Annotated in this window: 18 protein-coding genes; 4 read left to right on the plus strand and 14 right to left on the minus strand. The window is 50.0% G+C overall.

Annotation, left to right across the window (positions count from 1 at the left end):
• Positions 1–103: 103 nt before the first annotated feature.
• Positions 104–832 carry an alpha/beta hydrolase gene (locus tag HMPREF9412_RS31295; protein WP_036665370.1) on the plus strand — a complete coding sequence of 243 codons (729 nt, stop codon included), beginning with the start codon at positions 104–106 and terminating at the stop codon, positions 830–832.
• 304 nt (positions 833–1136) lie between these two features.
• Here HMPREF9412_RS31295 and HMPREF9412_RS31305 read toward each other — a convergent pair whose 3' ends face one another.
• Positions 1137–1601 (minus strand): low molecular weight protein-tyrosine-phosphatase, encoded by a 465-nt coding sequence (locus tag HMPREF9412_RS31305; RefSeq protein ID WP_009596004.1) that lies wholly within the window; start codon positions 1599–1601, stop codon positions 1137–1139.
• Positions 1602–1673: 72 nt separating this feature from the next.
• Entirely contained in the window at positions 1674–2321 is a 648-nt protein-coding gene (locus tag HMPREF9412_RS31310; protein ID WP_009595985.1) for a trimeric intracellular cation channel family protein, read from the minus strand.
• 137 nt (positions 2322–2458) lie between these two features.
• Here HMPREF9412_RS31310 and HMPREF9412_RS31315 point away from each other — a divergent pair, with 137 nt between their 5' ends.
• Positions 2459–3103, plus strand: coding sequence for a thiamine diphosphokinase (locus tag HMPREF9412_RS31315; RefSeq protein WP_009595987.1), 645 nt, complete (start codon positions 2459–2461; stop codon positions 3101–3103).
• A gap of 268 nt (positions 3104–3371) precedes the next feature.
• Positions 3372–3866, plus strand: coding sequence for a C40 family peptidase (locus HMPREF9412_RS31320; protein ID WP_009596005.1), 495 nt, complete (start codon positions 3372–3374; stop codon positions 3864–3866).
• Between the two features lie 40 nt (positions 3867–3906).
• Here the strand turns inward: HMPREF9412_RS31320 and HMPREF9412_RS31325 are convergent, their stop codons facing one another.
• Positions 3907–4626, minus strand: coding sequence for a response regulator transcription factor (locus HMPREF9412_RS31325; protein ID WP_009595993.1), 720 nt, complete (start codon positions 4624–4626; stop codon positions 3907–3909).
• A 269-nt stretch (positions 4627–4895) separates the two neighbouring features.
• Between HMPREF9412_RS31325 and HMPREF9412_RS31330 the strand changes: the two genes are divergently transcribed.
• Positions 4896–8258: a discoidin domain-containing protein gene (locus HMPREF9412_RS31330; protein ID WP_009596019.1), complete on the plus strand. Its 3363-nt coding sequence runs from the start codon at positions 4896–4898 to the stop codon at positions 8256–8258.
• A gap of 84 nt (positions 8259–8342) precedes the next feature.
• On the opposite strand, the gene HMPREF9412_RS31335 is transcribed toward HMPREF9412_RS31330, so the two are convergent.
• The 11 genes from HMPREF9412_RS31335 to HMPREF9412_RS31385 form a co-directional block, all read right to left on the minus strand.
• A complete protein-coding gene (locus HMPREF9412_RS31335; protein ID WP_009595982.1) occupies positions 8343–9470 on the minus strand; it encodes a ThiF family adenylyltransferase in 1128 nt (375 codons plus the stop codon).
• A gap of 132 nt (positions 9471–9602) precedes the next feature.
• Positions 9603–10412 (minus strand): aminoglycoside phosphotransferase family protein, encoded by an 810-nt coding sequence (locus HMPREF9412_RS31340; protein ID WP_009595997.1) that lies wholly within the window; start codon positions 10410–10412, stop codon positions 9603–9605.
• Positions 10413–10723: 311 nt separating this feature from the next.
• Positions 10724–12277 carry an ABC-F family ATP-binding cassette domain-containing protein gene (locus HMPREF9412_RS31345; protein WP_009596021.1) on the minus strand — a complete coding sequence of 518 codons (1554 nt, stop codon included), beginning with the start codon at positions 12275–12277 and terminating at the stop codon, positions 10724–10726.
• A 122-nt stretch (positions 12278–12399) separates the two neighbouring features.
• Positions 12400–13389 carry a hypothetical protein gene (locus HMPREF9412_RS31350; RefSeq protein WP_009595992.1) on the minus strand — a complete coding sequence of 330 codons (990 nt, stop codon included), beginning with the start codon at positions 13387–13389 and terminating at the stop codon, positions 12400–12402.
• A complete protein-coding gene (locus HMPREF9412_RS31355) occupies positions 13376–13930 on the minus strand; it encodes a hypothetical protein (protein ID WP_009596008.1) in 555 nt (184 codons plus the stop codon). The genes HMPREF9412_RS31350 and HMPREF9412_RS31355 overlap by 14 nt, the downstream gene beginning before the upstream one ends.
• Before the next feature lie 5 nt (positions 13931–13935).
• Complete coding sequence (locus tag HMPREF9412_RS31360) at positions 13936–14331, minus strand: hypothetical protein (RefSeq protein WP_254664145.1); 396 nt, start codon at positions 14329–14331, stop codon at positions 13936–13938.
• Positions 14332–14355: 24 nt separating this feature from the next.
• Positions 14356–14814: a hypothetical protein gene (locus tag HMPREF9412_RS31365; protein WP_009596009.1), complete on the minus strand. Its 459-nt coding sequence runs from the start codon at positions 14812–14814 to the stop codon at positions 14356–14358.
• Between the two features lie 83 nt (positions 14815–14897).
• A complete protein-coding gene (locus tag HMPREF9412_RS31370; RefSeq protein ID WP_009595980.1) occupies positions 14898–16970 on the minus strand; it encodes a hypothetical protein in 2073 nt (690 codons plus the stop codon).
• Positions 16960–18870, minus strand: coding sequence for an ATPase, T2SS/T4P/T4SS family (locus HMPREF9412_RS31375; protein ID WP_009596013.1), 1911 nt, complete (start codon positions 18868–18870; stop codon positions 16960–16962). Before HMPREF9412_RS31375 ends, HMPREF9412_RS31370 begins: the two co-directional genes overlap by 11 nt.
• On the minus strand, positions 18857–19726 hold the full coding sequence (locus HMPREF9412_RS31380; RefSeq protein WP_009595991.1) for a hypothetical protein: 870 nt from the start codon (positions 19724–19726) through the stop codon (positions 18857–18859). The genes HMPREF9412_RS31375 and HMPREF9412_RS31380 overlap by 14 nt, the downstream gene beginning before the upstream one ends.
• Positions 19723–20430 carry a hypothetical protein gene (locus HMPREF9412_RS31385; RefSeq protein ID WP_009595975.1) on the minus strand — a complete coding sequence of 236 codons (708 nt, stop codon included), beginning with the start codon at positions 20428–20430 and terminating at the stop codon, positions 19723–19725. The genes HMPREF9412_RS31380 and HMPREF9412_RS31385 overlap by 4 nt, the downstream gene beginning before the upstream one ends.
• Positions 20431–20482: the final 52 nt, after the last annotated feature.

Here is a 20482-nt window from a genome sequence, read left to right on the forward strand (position 1 = left end):
TATGACAAACATCATAGAACAGCAGACAACTTCAACATGTCAGGGTAATTTTAACTTATTGTTTACCGCATTTCAAAAACTAACCCGAAAAAGGTGACGAATGATGACGAATGAACGTTTATTGAAGCGAACCATCGTAAAAGAAGTGATTGACAGCAAGTTTTTGCAGGAGACTCGAACGCTGCGCATTTATCTTCCTCCCGGATACAATGAAATCCTCAGCTATCCCGTCGTTTACTGTCAGGACGGAGAGGAATTTTTCAACTTCGGCCGCATCGCGACCTGGGCCAACCAGCTCATTCTCGAAGAAGGCGTGGAGCCGTTCATCATTGTGGGCGTGGAAGTGAACACCAAGGTACGAACCGAGGAGTACGCGCCGTTCGGCAACCGCTTCGATGCTTACCTGTCCTGCTTCGCCGAAGAGATTATTCCCTTCGTGGAGCAAAAATATCCCGTGCGCAAAGAGCCTGCGGAAAGAGTACTTGCCGGCGACTCCCTCGGGGGAAGCGTCTCCGTGCATTTGGCCTTGCGTTATCCGCATCTTTTCACAAGAATCATCAGCTTGTCCGGGGCCTACTATGAGAAGACCCAGAACATGATTCAGGAAGAGCGTGATTTGTCCTGGCTCAACATTTACATGATTGTAGGCTTGCAAGAAGACAACTACGCAACCGATACAGGTGTCTATAACTTCGTCGAATTAAATCGCTCAACAAAGGCTTTGCTGGAAGAACGGGGTGCTACCGTATCATATCTTGAAAAAGAAGGTCGTCACCTTTGGGGATTTTGGCAAAAAGAGCTCCCTGCTGCCCTTATGTACTTCCTTGGTTAAATGTTTGAATCGGCAAAATCCATGGGCTATATAAATGACCTGTTACTGCAAAATGGTTTAGCTGTCCCACTCGGGACTCCACGCGTTACGATTGAAATCCGTTGGCAAAAAGAATACCTGTGAGGCAAAGCTCGGACATGATCGTCTGCAGCTTCTGCCTCACTCCAAAAAAAGATGAACAACCGCGCATTTTTTTATGGAATGTGCATTGTTCATCTTTTATGTTCAGCAGCCCGTTCTTCTTGGTATCGCTTTCAATGATGTTCGTCAAAAAAGCGGCTGATTCACCGCTTGTTCGAATCGATTATAGCTTTTCTTCCATGATTTTGTCCAGTAAGATGTCACACCCCGCATCAATCAGCCGGTACACCTCGTCAAAGTTTCCGGTGAAATACGGATCGGGCACCTCGCGCAATTTTTCGTTCGGCAGCAAATCCATGAACTTCAGAATCCCAGCCTGATCGCCTCCCGCTAACTTGCGTATATTCGCTACATTCGAATCATCCATGCCGATAACGTAATCGAAACGTTCAAGGTCCTCGCTGACTACTTTGCGCGCGACCATTCCTTCATAACTGATTCGCCAGCTGTCGAGCAGCTTTCTCGTGCCTTCATGGGGAATGCTGCCGATATGCCAATCTCCGGTGCCGGCCGAATCCACGCTTATTTGATCCTGCAGCCCGCGCTGTATAATTTTATGCCGCAGCACCGCTTCCGCCATGGGCGAGCGGCAGATATTGCCCAAACATACAAACAAAACGGATACCATGGTCCTTCCACCTCCACGCTATGATGAATCGCAATCGAGAAATTTTTATTTAATCTGTTCCATACCTTATTTTTAACCGGATCTGACTTCTTTTCCGCTGGCTGCCGAAGACTGGGCTGCGTGCAGCGACCTTCTGGGCAATCTCCATTTATATAGAACGGACAGCATCCTGAAAACGATGACTATAACAAATAGGGTTAGCAGCTGCCAGGTCTTGGTGGCGACCCCTAAGCCGATAGCGACACCTGCTGCCATGGCCCAGACCGCGTAAATCTCGTCGCGAAGCACGAGCGGCTTCCGCCCGGCCAGCAAATCGCGGACCATTCCCCCGCCGCTGCCTGTCAGCACAGCCGCCACGATGACCGCGCTCAATGGGTGATTCATTTGCGTAGCATATAATGCTCCTTGAATCGCGAAGGCGGATAGTCCGATCGCATCAAACAAGGCCTCCGTTTTCTTCCAATGCTGAATCAAGCCGAGCGGCAGCACAAACGCCACGAAAACCGAAATCATCGCCAGCATGATTAAATCTCCCTGACCCCACAGGGTGGTAACCGGCACGCCGATCAGGACGTTTCTTATAATACCCCCGCCGAAGGCCGTGACCAATCCAAGCACCACAACCCCCAAAATATCGTATTCCTCTTCCATTGCCACAAAAGCTCCGGACATGGCAAACGCAATGGTGCCAATGATGCTGAATACGTCAAACACATGCATGTCCAAAATTCAGTTCCCCCGCTCCCCCGTCAATTTACATACTACATTGTAGCCGCGCCTATTAAAATTGTGCAAGCATGAAAACTGCACTATACTAGAATTCAATGACAATTCTCTCGAAAAAGGAGGAATATATAATGAAACACACTCGCGTCCTGATCTTCACAGGTGGGGAGTTGTCAACGGGATTCCTGAATGAGGTCCAAGAAGGGGATTTCATTATAGGAGCCGATCGCGGCGCTCTCTTCTTGATTGAACATGGAATCAAACCCGATCTGTCCGTCGGAGATTTCGATTCCATTCCGCCCGAGCAGATGGATCGTGTCCACTCTATGAGCGGAAAGGTCATCGATTGTGACCCGATCGATAAAAATTTGACCGATACCGAGCTTGCCTTCGAGCTGGCTATGGAACGCTCGCCCGAATCCATCATGATTCTGGGGGCTACGGGCACGCGCCTGGATCATACGCTGGCGAATATCCACATGCTCATACGCGGCCTTCAGCATCATATCCCGTGTTCCATATTAGATGAAAACAATTTTATTACCCTGACGGGCTCCAGCTGTCTTGTCGAGAACAAAGGGTTTACATATGTCTCTCTTCTGCCGCTCACCACGGAAGTTACCGGTATTTATCTCGAAGGTTTTCAGTATCCGCTCCAAGATGCCACATTGCGATTGGGGCAGTCGCTCGGGGTCAGCAACAGGCTGGCCGAGGAGAAAGGAACGGTTCGGATCGAAGGCGGTCTGCTGCTCATTATCCAAAGCAAGGATCGCTAATCATTACTATTTTGTCATCTTTGATCGCAAAATAATAACCCTCTTTATTCTTTTGATAAACCCTTGTATATCAAGGGTTTTTTCATGCTTTCAACTCGTGGATCAGCCGCAATTCTTAATTTTTTGTTACTTTTAATGATATTTTAATAATTCGCTTTCATTTCATGCGGCCCAAGGGCTTCCGCCGATTATCCAGATTATGGCCGGTTTCAAATCTGATATACTCGGTTCATCGCAAAAAACAATAACTGCTTGGAGGTCATACAACATGAATCGACAGAATTGGATTAAGAAGGCCGTAGTCATCAGCTTGAGCGCAACTTTGGGCGTAGGCGCAGTACTAACTGTTGCACCGCCGGCACCTGTTGAAGCAGCATCCGTAAGCACAGGAACTCGAGTTGTTAACTTTGGTAAACAATATATGGGAACACCTTATAAATTCGGAGCATCCACATCCACGACAAGAGTGTTTGATTGCTCTTCCTTCATGAAACATATCTTTAAAAAATACGGCGTGAACCTGCCGCGTACGTCCGCTGCCCAATCCAAGGTCGGCAAGGCCGTTTCGAAATCGAACCTGAGAGCCGGCGATCTGGTATTCTTCTCGAGCGGAAGCCGTGCGAATGGCAGAAACGTAACACACGTTGCCGTTTATATGGGCAACAACAAAATCTTGCACACTTACGGCAAGCCTGGCGTAACGATCTCCAGCCTGTCCGGCAACTGGAGCAAGACTTACCTGAAAGCTCGTCGCGTACTGTAGTCTTATTTTCCGCTTATCATATCGAAGACCGTCTTTCCGCTCAGGGAAGGCGGTCTTTTTTGCTTGCATCGATTTCTTCCTGGGACAAAAGCTTATAACCGGCCCCCCGTATCGTACGAAGCAGTTTTTGCTTGCGCCCTCTATCGATCTTCTCTCTCAAATGGAGAATGTAGACATCGACCACGTTGGTACCCGTATGAAAATCATAATCCCATACCTGTTTTAAAATATCCTCACGCGTGCATACCTGCCCCTGCCTTCGAGCCAAAAACAACAGCAAATCGTATTCGCGATGAGTCAGTTCCACGGGCTCCTCTTCCCGAATTACATTGCGGCTCAAAGGATCGATCACCAGATCTCCGATTCGGATGATCTCCTCCTGTTCCGCGCGTCCCGTCTGAAAAAGCCTCAGCAAATTGGCAATTCGCGCCAACAGCTCCCTCTCATCCCTGTCATTTGGGATGTAGTCATGGGCTCCAGCCTCCAAAGCATGAATCGCTTCATTAGAACCGTCGCTTCCGATGACAATGATCGGGAGCTGTTCCCCTCTGCCCGTCAGTCGCTCCACGAGATTGAATTGGTTCATACCCGGCAGTCTGCTGTCGATGAGCAGCAGGTCTGCGCCTGCGCGCTGCAAAGCGGCAACCACTTCCGAATAATTCGCAGCGTCTGTAACCTTATAACCCGCTTGTTCTAGTATCTCCGTTATCGTCTGGATCCGAGCTTGATTGTCTGCCGCGATCAAAATGACTTTGTCCACGGGTTCCCCCCCGCTTTCATCGCTTAATAATGTAAGTATGTCTGTTTCATCCTGCTTTCACTCCTGCATTCGATGATGAACAACCAGAACGCATTTCCTTACAAAAATTCAAGCCTGATCCAAAAGATGCTGGGATCGCATACGATTTCCGTAGAATTGCATCTTATTTCGGTCGAGACGTTATTTTTATAATGGATATAAGATCAGGAAAGGGGGATATCTTTACCCGGTATAACTCATCAAACCATGATGGAGGAGGAAAAAATAATATGCGCAACAAACTCGTGGCATGGCCTTTAGTCGTAGCCATGCTGGTATCCATTGTATTCACGGCCGGCGGGCCTCCCGCTAAGGCTTCTGCAGCAGGCGGAACAAACCTATCCATCGCTAAAAACGTGACGGCTAGCGGCCAATCCCAAACCTACGGGCCGTCCAACGTAAACGATGGCAATCCAAATTCGTACTGGGAAAGCACCAACCATGCGTTCCCGCAATGGATACAAGTGGATCTCGGTGCCGCCACCAGCATCAACGAAATCGTTCTAAAACTTCCTGCCAGTTGGGAGCCGCGGACTCAAACGCTGAGCGTACAAGGCAGCTTGAACGGCACGACATTCACAAATATCACGGGTCCGTCCGACTATGCATTCGACCCTGCCGAAGGAAACTCGGTGACCGTCAGCTTTGACGAAACGAGCACGAGATATGTTCGTTTAAGCGTAACCAACAATACGACATGGCCGGCTGCGCAGCTGTCTGAATTTGAAATATATGGACCATCGGTCTCCCCGCCGACGCCTCCGACGGGAAACAATATCGCGAGCGGCAAACCGATCACCGCCTCCTCAAGCACATTCACGTATGTAGCGGCCCATGCTAACGACAACAACGTCCAAACTTACTGGGAAGGCGGCAGCAACCCCAGCACGCTGACCCTGGATCTTGAATCAAACCATGATATTACCTCCATCGTACTGAAACTGAATCCGTCCCCGGAATGGAGCGTCCGCACGCAAACCATACAAGTCCTTGGGCATGACCAAACTACAACGACCTTTAGTAATCTGGTGTCGGCGCAGTCCTATACGTTCACTCCCGCTTCCGGCAATTTCGTAACGATTCCGATAAATGCAACGGTTAAACGTCTGCAATTGAGCATAACATCGAATTCCGGCGCCCCTGCAGGACAGATTGCGGAAATTGAAGTGTATGGCACCGCCGGCGAGAATCCGGACCTTATCATTACGGATATGTCCTGGACGCCGACTTCTCCGAGCGAAAACGATGATATCACACTGCATGCCACGGTTAAAAACATTGGAAGCTCGGAAGCCGGCGCTACGACGGTCAATTTTTACCTGAATGACGCTAAAGCAGGCTCATCACCGGTAGGGCCGCTTGCAGCAGGAGCTTCCGCCACGGTATCCCTGCAAGCCGGAGCCCAGGCGGCAGCATCGTATGCACTCAGCGCTAAGGTCGACGAGGAAAACAACATCATCGAGCTAAACGATGGGAACAACAGCTATTCCCATTCGTCCCCTTTGGTCATTGGCAGCGTGGAAAGCTCCGATTTGGTAGGAACGATACAGTGGACGCCAACCACGCCTATGGCCGGCAATGCCGTAGCCTTCACCGTCAATCTTAGGAACCAAGGCAACAAAGCCACGGCTAGCGGCTCACATGCAATTTCCGTTGCGCTGAAAAATCCGGCAGGCTCAACGATCCAGAACTTTGACGGTAGCTACCATGGCGCCCTTGCCGCAGGCGCCTCCGCCACCGTCCAAATTCCCGGCACATGGACCGCTGCAAATGGCAGCTATACATTAACAACGTCCGTGGCACCCGATGCTAACGAAGTACCGGCTAAAAGGGAAAACAATGTTAGTCATGCCAACCTAACCGTGTACTCATCACGCGGTGCCAGCATGCCATATACCCGCTATGATACCGATGATGCCATACGCGGCGGCGGCGCATTGCTAAAGTCAGCGCCAACGTTCGATCAAGCGCTCACGGCATCGGAAGCATCCGGACAGCGTTATGTTGCTCTCCCTTCAAGCGGATCCAACCTCGAATGGACGGTTCGAGAAGGCGAAGGGGGCGCAGGCATCACCATGCGATATACGATGCCGGACTCATCGGACGGCATGGGATTAAACGGCTCGCTCGACGTCTATGTAAACGGTTCGAAGAAGAAGACAGTTCCATTAACTTCCTACTATAGCTGGCAATATTTTTCCAGCGATCATCCGGCAGATGCGCCTGGAGGAGGACGTCCTCTATTCCGGTTCGATGAAGTACATTGGAAACTGGAGACGCCGCTTCAGCCTGGAGACAAAATCCGTATTCAGAAGTCTAATGCGGATAACCTGGAATACGGCGTCGATTTCATCGAAATCGAGCCGGTACCTGCCGCTATCTCCCGTCCGGCCAACTCGGTCTCCGTCACGGATTTCGGTGCGATCCCGAACGACGGCCAAGATGACCTAACGGCATTTGAGGCTGCCGTGCAGGCAGCGGCCTCATCAGGCAAAACCCTATACATTCCTGAGGGGACGTTCCATTTGGGCAATATGTGGAAAATCGGCTCGGTCGGCAATCTGATCGATGACATGAAGATTATGGGGGCAGGCATCTGGCACACCAACATCCAATTTACCAACCCGAATGCGGCTTCCGGCGGGATCTCGCTACGAATCGCGGGCCAGCTGGATTTCAGCCATATCTACCTCAACTCGAATCTGCGGTCCCGATATAATCAGAATGCCGTTTACAAAGGATTCATGGACAATTTCGGCACCAACTCCAAGATTCACAATGTGTGGGTGGAGCATTTCGAATGCGGATTCTGGGTTGGCGATTATGCCCATACGCCGGCCAAGATCGCGGAAGGGCTGGTCATTGAAAACAGTCGGATCCGCAATAACTTAGCGGATGGGGTTAATTTTGCGCAGGGGACCGGCCATTCGACGGTGCGCAACAGCAGCATTCGAAATAACGGGGACGATGGACTCGCTGTCTGGACGAGTAACGTGAACGGTGCACCAGCGGGTGTTAACAACACCTTCTCCTATAACACCATCGAAAACAACTGGCGCGCGGCAGCCATCGCTTTCTTTGGGGGAAGCGGTCACAAGGCCACTCACAATTTGATCGTAGACACCGTTGGCGGTTCCGGCATCCGAATGAACACGGTATTCCCGGGATACCATTTCCAGAACAATACCGGCATCCTGTTCTCCGATACCACCATCATAGGCAGTGGTACCAGTAAAGACTTGTACAACGGGGAGCGCGGCGCCATCGATCTTGAAGCATCGAATGATCCGATCCGCAATGTTACGTTTACCGACATCGATATTCTGAACACCCAGCGCAGTGCGGTACAGTTCGGTTATGGCGGCGGTTTTGAGAACATCGTGTTTAACCATATCCGTATAGACGGTACGGGACTTGACGGAGTAACGTCCTCGAGATTCTCGAGCCCTCATCCGGGTGCGGCGATCTACACGTACACGGGCAACGGGTCCGCAACATTCAACAATCTGACCATGCAGAATATCGCTCACCCTGATCTGTATTTCATCCAGAACGGTTTCCATTTAATTTTGAATGAAGCGATCGGGGATTAAACGATAAAAGGAGTGGGCCTGTGAGGCTCACTCCTTTGTCGTTTACGATGTTGGATGAAGCACGTTAGCTTTACTCCTTCTTATTTAACCGCCGACGTATTGATTATATAGCGATCTAGCCTTGGCGATATCCGATGTGCCATGCACCAGGGTTCTGCCGTCTTGAAATATAACCAAACGGTGCGGACTCGCCTGATAAATGATCATATATGGGGTAACGGTGGCTTTTCCTTGATGCAGGCTGTTCAATCGATCCGCCATCTCCTCCAGTTGAAGCTGCATGGGTCTGCCCGGCCTGATCTGCACGGTGTCCCTGCCGCACAATACTTCGCTTTTGTCGGCATGTTCAGCCGACAGATAAGGGTATGTCGGTTCCTCGCCGCATGTGGAGCAGTCCGATTTTTTTGCGCGGTCTACACCGAATTCCATCCGTTCGTTACGCCATAAATCAAAAGACAGCATCTTTTTCCTTAGGGCTTGGCGGTTTCCGGATAACACCTTCAGCGCCTCCATCGTTTGATGGGCAGCAACCATCTGTACCGCTTGGGGGAGAATGCCATTAATGTCGCAAGTGTCGCCGCCTAAAGGAATCATTCCAAGCAAACAGTTCAAACATGGGGTTTCTCCCGGTAAAAACGTATAACTCATCCCGGAGCTCCCGACACATCCCCCGTAAATCCACGGAATTCCATGCTTGAAACCGATGTCGTTCAAGATCAGCCGGGTTCCAAAATTATCGGTAGCGTCCATCATCAAGTCAACGCCTTGGCACAGCACCGACAATTCATGGGCTCGTACATCCATAACGACACCCTCCACGATGACGTCCGAGTTGATCTCGGATAATCGCGTGGCTGCAGCTACGGCCTTAGGCAGCCGGTTGATGGCATCCTGCTCGGTAAACAGCTGCTGACGCTGCAGATTGCTCCATTCCACGTAATCCCGGTCCACGATGGTCACGTGTCCGACGCCTGCGCGAACCAAGGTCTCCGACACGGCGCTTCCCAGCGCCCCTGCTCCGAGAACGAGCACGCGGCTGTTCCGGAGGCGAAGCTGTCCTTCCTTTCCCAATGGCGTGAACCGCTCTTGCCTGGAATACCGATCCTCTCTTTCCGCTATAGCATCCTCCTTGCGGTCCGAGGACTCCAAGGCAGTGTTCGTTTGGTGCCCCTCGAGGTTTGCCTTCCCCCTGTTATCGTGTAATCCAGACATGTATGTTTCCTCCCGATCCATTTCTGCGAACGTGCTAATGAAGTTTGAGCTTCATAAAATCTGACTTAGAGCTATTCATGATCAAAAATACCCATCCCGCTAAAGAGGATGGGCTGTTTAACGAATTTCACCTTAATAGAATCGGGTATTCAGCGCCTTCTCAAGGATACCACGATGACGCATTATCCAGGCAGCGCTTCGAGCCCTCCAGGCGATTCCCCACAACAGACCTTCCGTTTCCGGCGATACCTGCTGCTCAATGGCTTCTTCAGCCGTTTCCCGCACGACCACCTCTACGATCATGTCCAACAAGTCCGTTCGAAGAGAAGGTTCGACGCCATAAGCGTCAACCAATAAACGGAGCTGCCATGCACGGGCATTAGCATCCGGCAAGCCGACTCTTTCGGCAACATCATCATCGTGCAGCTGCGAGAAGAGCCAGCATACCCGGGCTAACTCAACAAGCGGATGTACAGGTCCCGCGAATTCCCAGTCAATTAAAGCGTAAGGCATCCCATCGCGGGTAACCATATTCCAAGGAGCAATATCACCATGGCTGTATACAACCCCGGAATCGCCCAGTTCACGCAGAAACCACGGTTTCCATACTCCCTTGGGACCCGGCGAGAATGTAGCGGAAGCGTCATGAAGCTGACGTAATAATCGTCCTACAGCGACGATGGCTTCATCGCTCCAAGGTCCGGGATGAACAAATTCGCCCTCTACATAACTTAACGTCTCTTGACCCTCCTCATTCCAACCCGGGCCAATAATATCGGGAAGGGACGTAAACCCTGCTTGCTTCAAATGCCTTAATAAGGAGTGTACGGACGGGGTCCATTCCCCGCATGGTCGATACACAACCTGACCTCGTCGTACAACCGACTTCTCGGCGGAGAGAATAAGGTCCTCTCCCTGTCCTGGTGGATTATCCGAATTCATAACTCGTCTCCCCTTCGGAAGGGAATAACACGGTTAATGGGGCTATGGATGTGTATTCCCTTCATATAATGATGCCCCGATGGTCATATCCATGTCTTCCATCAACATCTCCTCCGTTCATGCCAAGTTGCTTCTAGCATATCATAAAAAAGGATTCATCCATAGCAGGACTGAGAGCCGCATAGGATCGAGCACGCCAAAAAGGATGCCCAGCAGCGTGCTGCCGGTCATCCTTAAGGAAAAACGATTAAACTCGTTTAGATTCAGGTTCATCATCCAACTTGTGAGCAGGATCGTGATCGTCAATTGGGTCAAGCGTTCTGGTTGGACCAATCTTCGACGTTCCAGATCTTCGTTACCCAATCTTCATAAAATTCAGGTTCGTGGGAAACCAACAGGATGGTGCCTTTGTATTCCTTCAAGGCACGTTTCAGTTCCTCCTTGGCCACAACGTCAAGATGGTTTGTCGGTTCGTCAAACAGAATCCAGTTGCTCTCGCGCATCAGAAGTTTACACAGACGCACTTTTGCCTGTTCGCCACCGCTAAGCGCCTTCATCGGACGGGTAATATGCTCGTTTTTGAGTCCGCAGCGAGCAAGGGCCGCACGAACCTCGTGCTGGTTCAAATGTGAGAATTCGTTCCACACGTCATCTATCGGCGTGATATTCCCCGGACGTACTTCCTGCTCGAAATAAGCGGGCACCAGAAAGTCCCCTTGATACGTCTTGCCCGAGAAGGCGGGGATTTTCCCTAAGATGGTCTTGAGCAGCGTTGATTTACCCACGCCATTGCATCCGACAATGGCAATCTTCTCTCCGCGTTCGATCATGATGCTCATTTTGGGAAGCAATGGCCGATCGTAGCCGATCTCAAAATCAATGCCCTCAAATACCGTTTTACCGCTGGCGCGGGCTTCCTTGAAGTTAAACACGGGTTTAGCCGCTTCCTCAGGACGGTCAATCCGATCCAAGCGATCCAGCTGCTTCTCCCGGCTCTTTGCTCGGCCGGACGTGGAGTAGCGGGCCTTGTTCCGCTGAATGAAGTCTTCCTGCTTCTTAATGAACTCCTGCTGCTTCTCGTAGGCATCGATATGCTGATTCTTGTTGATATCGGCCATTTCCAGAAACTTCTCGTAGTTCGCTGTATAACGCGTTAATTTCGCAAATTCCAAATGATAGATGACGTCGACCACCTGGTTCATAAATTCCGTATCATGGGAAATCAAAATGAACGCATAGGGGTACTGCTTCAAATATTGAGTCAGCCATTCAATGTGCTCGACATCCAGATAGTTGGTAGGCTCGTCCAATAGAAGAACGTTAGGCTTCTCCAGCAGAAGCTTTGCCAGCAGCACCTTGGTGCGCTGCCCTCCGCTTAATGTTGCTACATCGCGATCCAGGCCAATCACGGACAACCCAAGACCGTTCGCCATTTCTTCAACCTTGACGTCCAGCATGTAGAAATCCCCGATGTCCAGCTGCTCCTGAATCTCACCCATCTGTTCGAGCAGAAGCTCCAGCTCTTCAGGGGTTGCATCACTCATCTTATTGGTGATTTCCATCATTTCTTTTTCAAGCTCCAGCAGGGGCAGAAAGGCATCCTTCAGTACATCGCGCACCGTCTTGCCCGGTGTCAGCTTGGTATGCTGATCCAAGTATCCGTAACGGATTTTCGGCGTCCACTCTACCTTGCCGCTGTCTTTAAGCAGCTGACCCGTCAAAATATTCATTAGCGTAGATTTTCCTACGCCGTTTGCTCCGACAAGACCGACATGTTCGCCGGCCAGCAAACGAAAAGATACATTCTTGAATAGAGTACGATCCCCGAAATTATGCGATACGTTCTCTACGGTCAATAAACTCATGGCTATAGTAACTCCTGTCTGTATAAAATGAACTTATTTCATGTTAATTTAGCGAATTGTACACAGTCAAGAGTTTATTGTAACACATCATCGAGTCCGGCCGAAACTATGATTTTCGGGGATCACGGGATACCGGGATTATAACAGCTTTTCTCATGATAACCGGCTGCCGCTGCTTCCTTGGCACTCGGAAACACCTCCTCCACGCGATCGTTGAAAGAGCAGGCATCCCGATAATAATAGGGGAGCCCCCAGTCATCCACCGCGCCGAAATAGGTCGGAGCTTTAACGAGTCGGCCGCCTCCAAGCGCGTAGTTATTGTAATATTGTTCGCCCATGGGAATGCCTTGAATGAAAGCCATCATACCGATATCGTCAATCGTATTTACCCACTCTTCCTGGGAAATCAAAGGCAGCGTAAACGTATAAGAGATTCCGTTCCGCAGCGCAACTTGATTGTGGCGCTGTATGTAATAGGCAAGACGCTCTTGAACCGTATTCACGATGGTGATCCGCCGGACTTGTTCAAACACATCCTCATTATCCAACAAAGCCACGCCGGTTCTGCCAATGAGATCCTTCCGAAATCCAGAATGCCAGATAGAGGAATTGGATTCATATGCCTGAACGTAAGAATCCAGCGTAAACTGAATGCTGTTGCCGCTGCCATCATTCCAGGCATAAGGAATTTTGGGAGTCCATCGATGCTCTATAAGCCCCTCGCCGTCATCGTCAACATAGGGCTGTGATACATACAAATAATACCCGTCATAGTCCAGCACAACGATGGCAGGAATATACCACCATAAGGCAGCTTGTGCAGCCTTGTCATCTCCGATCCCCATGTTGATATACAATGTCCGGGAAAATGACTCCAGCGCTTGTTCTTTATCCGCACGCATATACTTCACGGAATCATAAGCCGACTCCTTGGACTGCGTCTCGTTATCGTTCAGTTTCATCCCGCCGTCTTGAACGGCCGTGCGCAGAGCACCCGTATATTTCATCTCGGCAAACCGTACATCCTCCAGGCTCTCGGCTCGCATGCCTAGGATGAGAAACATGGGGAAGAACACGGCAGTAAACACGATGGCAAGATCAGTAATCTTCATTCAGAACCAACCCTCCGTAAGGGAATGCGATAGCTGCTGTTCCTCCTGAGTTGGATCCTGTCAACGCATCGAATATCACCAATCCGGGTGTTTGATTCAAGCTGCTGACGCTAACCTGGAAGTGATCGCCGGCAGTTAGACGGTAGCGGCGGCCTTCATCGCTTTTATCCAGATTCGAGTCCGGGAACAGATAACCCATCAGATCATCCTGATAATAAGCATCATATACAACGGAATAACGGTTCAGGAATGATCCGGGATCCGAAGGATCGGCATATTCCGGGTGGTATTTCTTGTGATGATGCTCCATCTCCACATTGTAAATGTTCCGTGTGGCCGCCAACTCTTGCAGGAAGTCATTGTACATGTTGGGGGTAATATATCCCTTAGTGCGAACACTGTCTACGAATTTGGTAACGGATTGATAAACGATGAGTCGTGACAGATCATCCTGTCTTCTTGCCATCTCGCCAGCGGGAACCAAATATAACAGAAGGAGCGCAAGAAATGCTGCAAACCATTTCGAAACCGAATTTGACATGGCTGTTACCTCACTTTTACAAACTGGATCCGTTCTATTTCCCCATCCGCTCCCCGAATGTACTCCGCATAATACCGAGCATTCAAGTCGATGATCGAAACATCCAGCTCCTCCGGATGACTGCCTGAATGGAACACCGTTCCATCCACATCAACGGTAAAGTCGCCTGCCTCTAATTCTCGCAGCGTAAACAAGACTTCGCTTCCTTCATAAGTCAGCTTCCCGTTCTCGTTAGTCATCTTTACGGTTGTCACTCCGGCATGCTGCTCTTGAGTCATTCGGTCCGCGGCTGTTATCCCGCCACCAACCATTGCCTGAATATTGAAAGCATACAAGGATGCGCCGAGAAACAACGCCACCCCCGCAGCCAATTCTAGCATGCTTATTGTTGCATCTCGCAAGATTAGTCACCTTTCTATTCATAACTATTGATCGAATTTAATGCCCCGGATCACGTTGGAATTGTCTTTCACGATGGTCGCCCTAAACTTCCCGCTTGGGTTGACATATTCTGGGCTTTTCTCATCCATGACGAGGTTGATATTCCCTTGCCTGGAATCCGGATTCAGGATCGATCCGTCAGACTCCAGTACGTTGCCGTACCATTGCCCTGCTTTATTTTTACCTGTTGCAATGAAAACGCCGAACTGATCCTTGTCCTTATATTTGCGCAGTGCATTCGTAACTTGAGAACCGCTGATCGTCGTTCCGTCATACACGGTAAAGGCTGCCTGGGACAGCTCCGTCTGTATATCCGAAAAATTGTTCTGGGCGGTTTTGGTTGCCTCCTGGGCCGAAATAAACAAAATGACGACGATCGTAATCAGGGCAATAGTCAAAAATATGCCTGCTGCAACCTTTAATGCGGATGATGCATTATTCATTGAAATCCTCCTCATTTCCCTTATTGATTTTTATATGAACCTAGTGATTGTCGTTTCAGTAGTGCTTAAGGCCTTGTATTACTTCATAGTCGTTGAATTTGCTCATAGTACGTTTCCATTTGGGAGAAACTCATGCCGATCAGCGGAATGACAAGATACATAAAGATCAGCGCATACATCGGAGTAAAACCGATCATCCGCGCCCATGCGGCCTTCGTGTCGATCATCGCTTCATATTCCTGCTTGCGCTGCTCGAAGCTGAATATCATTTCCCCGTCGAGATCGTCGAATACGTCCTTGATCGGTACTTTATCCACCGCAAGGATCAGCTTGTCCACCAACCGTTGAAATTCGGGTAACCAGACGTCTTCCTTCAACTCCAGTAAAGCCAACTGCGCGCCATGTTCATAGTGAAGCAGGCTTTTTTGAATAGGAACCTTGAAAATAACGGCGAACCGGTTAAGCCATTCCAATATAACTTCAACCGTGATTCGCTCCATACCGCGCAGGATCGATATGACCGTCTGAAATTGATATACTTCATGCCGCATTTCCATGTTTCGCACTTTCCGGTGAAAATACAGCAGCCACAGTGGCGCCCCATAACCTGCAATACCTGTCATCAAGGAGAGCAGCAGCTCCCACCACTTCAAATACTCGCTATCATACCGCTGCAGCTTAGTCATGATTCGATCGGCTGCAATCTCAATTTGTTCCTTGGTCAGACCAACAGAATCTGTATCTCTTACGACCTGTTGGATCTGGTCATGCGTTGCTTTCGTTGACATTTGCAGCTGCTCCATGATCACCCTATCCCGCTGGGCAATCTCCTCTGCCTGCAAGCGCTCAACATCATTCATCTGTCCGAACAGAGAATGATTTAATGGAACGGGGACATGCAACAAATGATGTCTAGACTGTACATGCAGGCCAACGGCCAGCGACAGCGCTAAAAAGAAACCGAGGAAAAAAAACGTTACCCTTCTGATATACAGCCACTCGAATTTGATTTTCGCATTGCTCTCCTTCAGCAGCCGAACCCGGCTGTCATATTTCATCGTGCCTGGGGTCGGGCTCATGATCCCTACAAGCCAGCGAATAATAGGAATTTCGTACATTCTTTCTTCCCACGTCACTTTGCGTGCTACTGACCGGTAATCGGTTTCCCGATTTTGCTGGAGCTTCTGGAGCAGGATGTAAGAAATCAGGATAATGACGTAAATGGATATCTTGGTCACAAATCCGAGCTTGCTCATGTAAAACTCATCCATCGACGGAAAACTGCTTCTCGCCCACCGTTCGATCGGTTTCGTAAAAAAAACCGGGGCCAGTGCAATAACATTCAAGCCCTTCATCAAGTAATCAAGCTTGTCTCTTCGCAATATTTCCAATTGGATTTCCTTGGTCAATCCGCTAAGCCCAAGGAGATAAATAGAGCCTTGTTTTCTCGCATGATCGCCAAACTCCATCACCAGATGGGAAATGCCCGCAAACGCCTTTAAATACCGGTTAGGAGCTACCTCATAATATCGCTCCAGCTCATCATTAGGATCTTGGGATACGAGGGCATTATAGATTCGATGGGCATGTATGGAGATTTCGTGTTCCGAAGTCTCTGCCCCTTCATACAAAGCCTCCTCGACCATTCCATGCTGCTGATAGTGATGACGGACTAGGGAGAACAATTCAACCGATTGAACAAGCAGCTTGCGCTCCAGCCGGTTAATGAACATCTCAACAAGCATATTGTTAATAACCACGGCGGCAAGGATGACGATCACGATAAACCCCAGGTCCGGATGACTCCATATCAGCAGCAGGGCCGTTAACCCGATAATCCCTGTAATCGCGCAGGCAAGCTTCACCGTCTCATACCGAAGCGAAATTTCATCGTAAGGATGGATGATCGCGATTCTCTGTCTGATCCGTTTGATATACGATTGGACGAGCGGGAGTTTCACTCCATACATATAAGCCAATTGGAACCATTGGCGGTATATACCGCGAAACGGTTTTGCTTCACCCGCATCGAACCTTCCGGCAAAATTCCCACGGTTTCCTCGTCTTCTTGACATCCACGACACCAAACCGAACGTAATTGAGAACAGCGTCAGGGATGTAATGAATATCAGGATTAACACGTCTTTAGAGGCCACGTTGTTCCCCCCAGCCCGAGTCCAGAAATATTCTGAATTCCTCCGCATCCTCCGGATGCATCTGCTCCGTCATTTCGCGAATGCTGATTTCGGATAGCTTGGCGCAAGCAATATACGCACCGTCCCGGTATTCAATCACATTGCGGGACACATAACAGCGGTCCTCGTTCAGTCTCCGCATATGCTCTGCGCTTAAATGAAAATACTCCTCCATGCTGCTCTTCCAATTGTTTTCCGTAGAAGCTTCGAATTGCGGCAGAGCCCCCTTATCCACCGGAATGCACTCTGTAATTCGCTCTATGTAACGGTTTCCGAAAGCGTCTCTTCTCAAATGAATATCAAAGTTGATCACGCTGACCACCTGCTGCTCGGCAATGTGCTCTTGCCTGAACGCGCCGCTCTTGAGCAGGGAGTTGCGCAGGGATTGAACCAAATCCCTGAATGTCTTGGCATGATGGGTAAACACGGTAAACAGACTTGCCACTTGAGACATCTGTATCATCCATGACGCAACCTCGTCGCTGGCAACCTCACCAAGGATATTGACCGTACCGTCCGTTTTCTTCTGCAGATCCAACCCGGCCTGTCCGCTGATATGCTCCGTTTCCCTGAAGCTGAGAATGTTCCTGCGGCTGTAGATTTTCCTTAAGTGAAGCTCGAAGGCCATCTCCTGAACCCGGAGGGTATAGGAGGCATAGATATGGCCAACCATTGCCATCAGCAGCGTGGTTTTTCCTGATCCTTGAGCACCGGTAATCGCCGTAATCCGGCTGCCTCTCATCAAATATTTCAATAAACCGATCACCAGCTCGGAGCCGCTCCCCGTAATCAATTGATCAAGCGTAGCCTTGGGCAAATCGAACTTGCGTACAAAGAATGCCCAGGATTCGGCAAACGGTGGCCTTACCACAACAACCCTGGAGCCATCCTTCATCTCATTCACTTTGTAACCGCTGGCTTCCGACAGCTGTCCCGGATGATTATATTTGTATATGTTTTGACATACCCGCTTAAGCTCCAGCATCGAACCAAACGATAAAAAAGCAAGATGAAGCGAAACGCCCCGGTAAAAAATCCAAACGCTCTCACAGCCTGATGCAGGCAACTCGGCATTCGAAAGACCTAGCCCCAAAAAATCATCCAGTCCGTAAACGGCATCCTGTCCGCTGTCGCGGTCGACGGGAACGCCGCTGACTCCCCCACTGATCCCGTCAATCCGCTGATCCCTGATTTCATCCACGACGGAAAATCCTTTGTACTGCTGATAAATCCGCTGAACGACGATATCCAGCTTCTCCTGAAACAGAAGCGGACGCTGCTCTGATTCATAAATATAAGCAATGTCTTCCGCGGTAACCGCATAAACGCTGCCCTCCCCGTAACCGGGAATGACGCGAGGCTGCGCAAGATCGTATGTCTCCAGAAGTACGGATAAAGCATCCTCCCCGTGCCGCTGCCGGTACAGGTACAAGAGAATCTCGAATTGATCCTGGGCCGTTAATTCGGTTAGGCTTTCAAACGGAATGGCTGCATCAATGTTGGACTCGTTCAATCCCAAATCCTTGACAAGCAGCTGCTTTAAAAAATCCTTAACGTACGCCTTGTCCATCGCATCACCGGATACGCAGCCCTTGAGCGCGCTTCGCAACTCGCTCCGCTTGTTCAGCCTGCGGCGATACGCTTCTTCGTGCAGCCCTAAATCAGACAACTGGCTATGCGTCAGCTGATGCAGGCTTTCCTTAACAAATGCCGTCATGGCTTCGATCGAATAGGGATCCGAGCCCCGCGTAATAGCAGCCGCCGGTTTACGGGTATCCATATAACGCAGATAGATAAACAGCATGACTAACAAAACCATGATGATGATCCACATCGTGTTCAAGGCGTTACCCAAAAGCATGCAGGCCCCCCGCTTTCGAACGACCGGACGGAAGTCCGAGCTGTTCAGCCGACGCATCAGCCAGTTGACGGACGGCATTATAGAGTGAATTCAAACCCTTCAGGTCCGCGCCCCCTCGGTTGCGCTGCATGTAGGGAATAATCGAACTCATATTCCATGCATCCGTCATGCGGGAGCAATACGGAACGCCAACCGCCATCGTTTTGATTCCAAAGCGGCGCTTCATATTTTGCAGTGTGCAGCTGCTCTCCCGATCATATTTGCCGATCATGTACAAGCAGTCTTTTTCCTTCAGCTCCGGAGGAAGTCTTTCCTTCTCAAGCTCTCTCTTCAGGACATGCAAATTCTGATTCAATCCAACGATGATCAAGTCTGCCGCTTGAAGTATTGCACGATCCGCAGCTCGGGGAACACCATTGCCGGCATCCGCTACGGTAACGTCATAACTACGTTTGGAGGACGCCAAGACCTTGACCATCAGTTCAGTTCGATTCACGCCTTCCGCATGTCTAGCAGCACTGAAATCATTGACCGACGTCGGCTTCGGTCCGCACAAAAGATCCAGCCGATCAGACAGCAGCGGCAGAGCATAATTGCGGACATTATCCGGATTCAGCCTCCCGCTTGCATTGAGCCGTTCGAGGGCATCCAATCCGGTATCCTGAAACGCAGCCATATAATCGAACGCTTCCTCCTTCAGCGCAAAGGCCTGTTCCACTCGTTCTCCTGCTTGTCCACCATGGGCAAGCAGCACTTTGACCTGGTATTCAAACGCCAATACGATCGGTAAACACGAGGCCAACAGCGTGCTGCCGCTCCCGCTTTTTAATGGGCTCCATACAGCAATCAGACTCATGCATGCCTCCTTCCTGCTTGCCTAAACGCCCGGCGGATATGCCGCTGCTCCATCTCCGTTAGCATCCGAATCAGTTCGGTAAGCGACCGCTTATACTGTCGTGACAAGGGCTTGATGCCCAGTCTACCTGCATGTTCGTTTTTTATTTTCAGCGCAAAAAACAATTCATCCCAAGGCATCTTCACAGGGGGACCCAGCCATTGAATCCGGCTATCCTCCATAAAGCCTTCAATATAGGACCCGTCCGCCAGGTCTTCGATAACCTGTACGTATACGCGATGGAAAGGCGGCAGCGGGTCATCTGTTCTAGCGGCTCTTAGTTCATCCAGCAAGGCCGCGCTCTTTCGCAATCCCGTTACTTCGAATCCGCTGACCCAAACATGGGCATCCGCCGTATCCCACTGATCCTTGTCCATAAATTGCGGCTTCTCCACGTCCATCACAATATAGTCGTATTTCTTCTCGTTCGTTTCTTCCAGATAATCCATCAGTGACGTATAACTCCCGAACCCTGTTGCCACGTCGAAACCGGCAAACTCCATGACCGGCAGCTGGGGATGCATTACGCTAATGCAATGTCTGTACTTCGCATCTATCGCGCCATCGACGAGCAGCACCCTGCTGTCTCCATTGGCTAGTATTTTGCACATGTACAGGAGCATATCGCTCTTGTCGCAGATGCCCGAAAATATCCACCTCTTCACTTTGGTTACACTCCTTCGCTTACCAACTGTTCTTCGGGGCTCACTTTGTCAT

The organism is Paenibacillus sp. HGF5 (genome assembly GCF_000204455.1).
In the GTDB taxonomy this organism is placed as follows: domain Bacteria; phylum Bacillota; class Bacilli; order Paenibacillales; family Paenibacillaceae; genus Paenibacillus_AQ; species Paenibacillus_AQ lautus_A.

What these genes read in the sequence shown, in the direction of transcription:
- HMPREF9412_RS31365 (WP_009596009.1), bottom strand. Translation starts at nt 14,814, where the DNA reads ATGAATAATGCATCATCCGCATTAAAGGTTGCAGCAGGCATATTTTTG.
- HMPREF9412_RS31345 (WP_009596021.1), bottom strand. Translation starts at nt 12,277, where the DNA reads ATGAGTTTATTGACCGTAGAGAACGTATCGCATAATTTCGGGGATCGT.
- HMPREF9412_RS31330 (WP_009596019.1), top strand. Translation starts at nt 4,896, where the DNA reads ATGCGCAACAAACTCGTGGCATGGCCTTTAGTCGTAGCCATGCTGGTA.
- HMPREF9412_RS31380 (WP_009595991.1), bottom strand. Translation starts at nt 19,726, where the DNA reads ATGAGTCTGATTGCTGTATGGAGCCCATTAAAAAGCGGGAGCGGCAGC.
- HMPREF9412_RS31305 (WP_009596004.1), bottom strand. Translation starts at nt 1,601, where the DNA reads ATGGTATCCGTTTTGTTTGTATGTTTGGGCAATATCTGCCGCTCGCCC.
- HMPREF9412_RS31295 (WP_036665370.1), top strand. Translation starts at nt 104, where the DNA reads ATGACGAATGAACGTTTATTGAAGCGAACCATCGTAAAAGAAGTGATT.
- HMPREF9412_RS31335 (WP_009595982.1), bottom strand. Translation starts at nt 9,470, where the DNA reads ATGTCTGGATTACACGATAACAGGGGGAAGGCAAACCTCGAGGGGCAC.
- HMPREF9412_RS31310 (WP_009595985.1), bottom strand. Translation starts at nt 2,321, where the DNA reads ATGCATGTGTTTGACGTATTCAGCATCATTGGCACCATTGCGTTTGCC.
- HMPREF9412_RS31320 (WP_009596005.1), top strand. Translation starts at nt 3,372, where the DNA reads ATGAATCGACAGAATTGGATTAAGAAGGCCGTAGTCATCAGCTTGAGC.
- HMPREF9412_RS31375 (WP_009596013.1), bottom strand. Translation starts at nt 18,870, where the DNA reads ATGCTTTTGGGTAACGCCTTGAACACGATGTGGATCATCATCATGGTT.
- HMPREF9412_RS31340 (WP_009595997.1), bottom strand. Translation starts at nt 10,412, where the DNA reads ATGAATTCGGATAATCCACCAGGACAGGGAGAGGACCTTATTCTCTCC.
- HMPREF9412_RS31355 (WP_009596008.1), bottom strand. Translation starts at nt 13,930, where the DNA reads ATGTCAAATTCGGTTTCGAAATGGTTTGCAGCATTTCTTGCGCTCCTT.
- HMPREF9412_RS31350 (WP_009595992.1), bottom strand. Translation starts at nt 13,389, where the DNA reads ATGAAGATTACTGATCTTGCCATCGTGTTTACTGCCGTGTTCTTCCCC.
- HMPREF9412_RS31315 (WP_009595987.1), top strand. Translation starts at nt 2,459, where the DNA reads ATGAAACACACTCGCGTCCTGATCTTCACAGGTGGGGAGTTGTCAACG.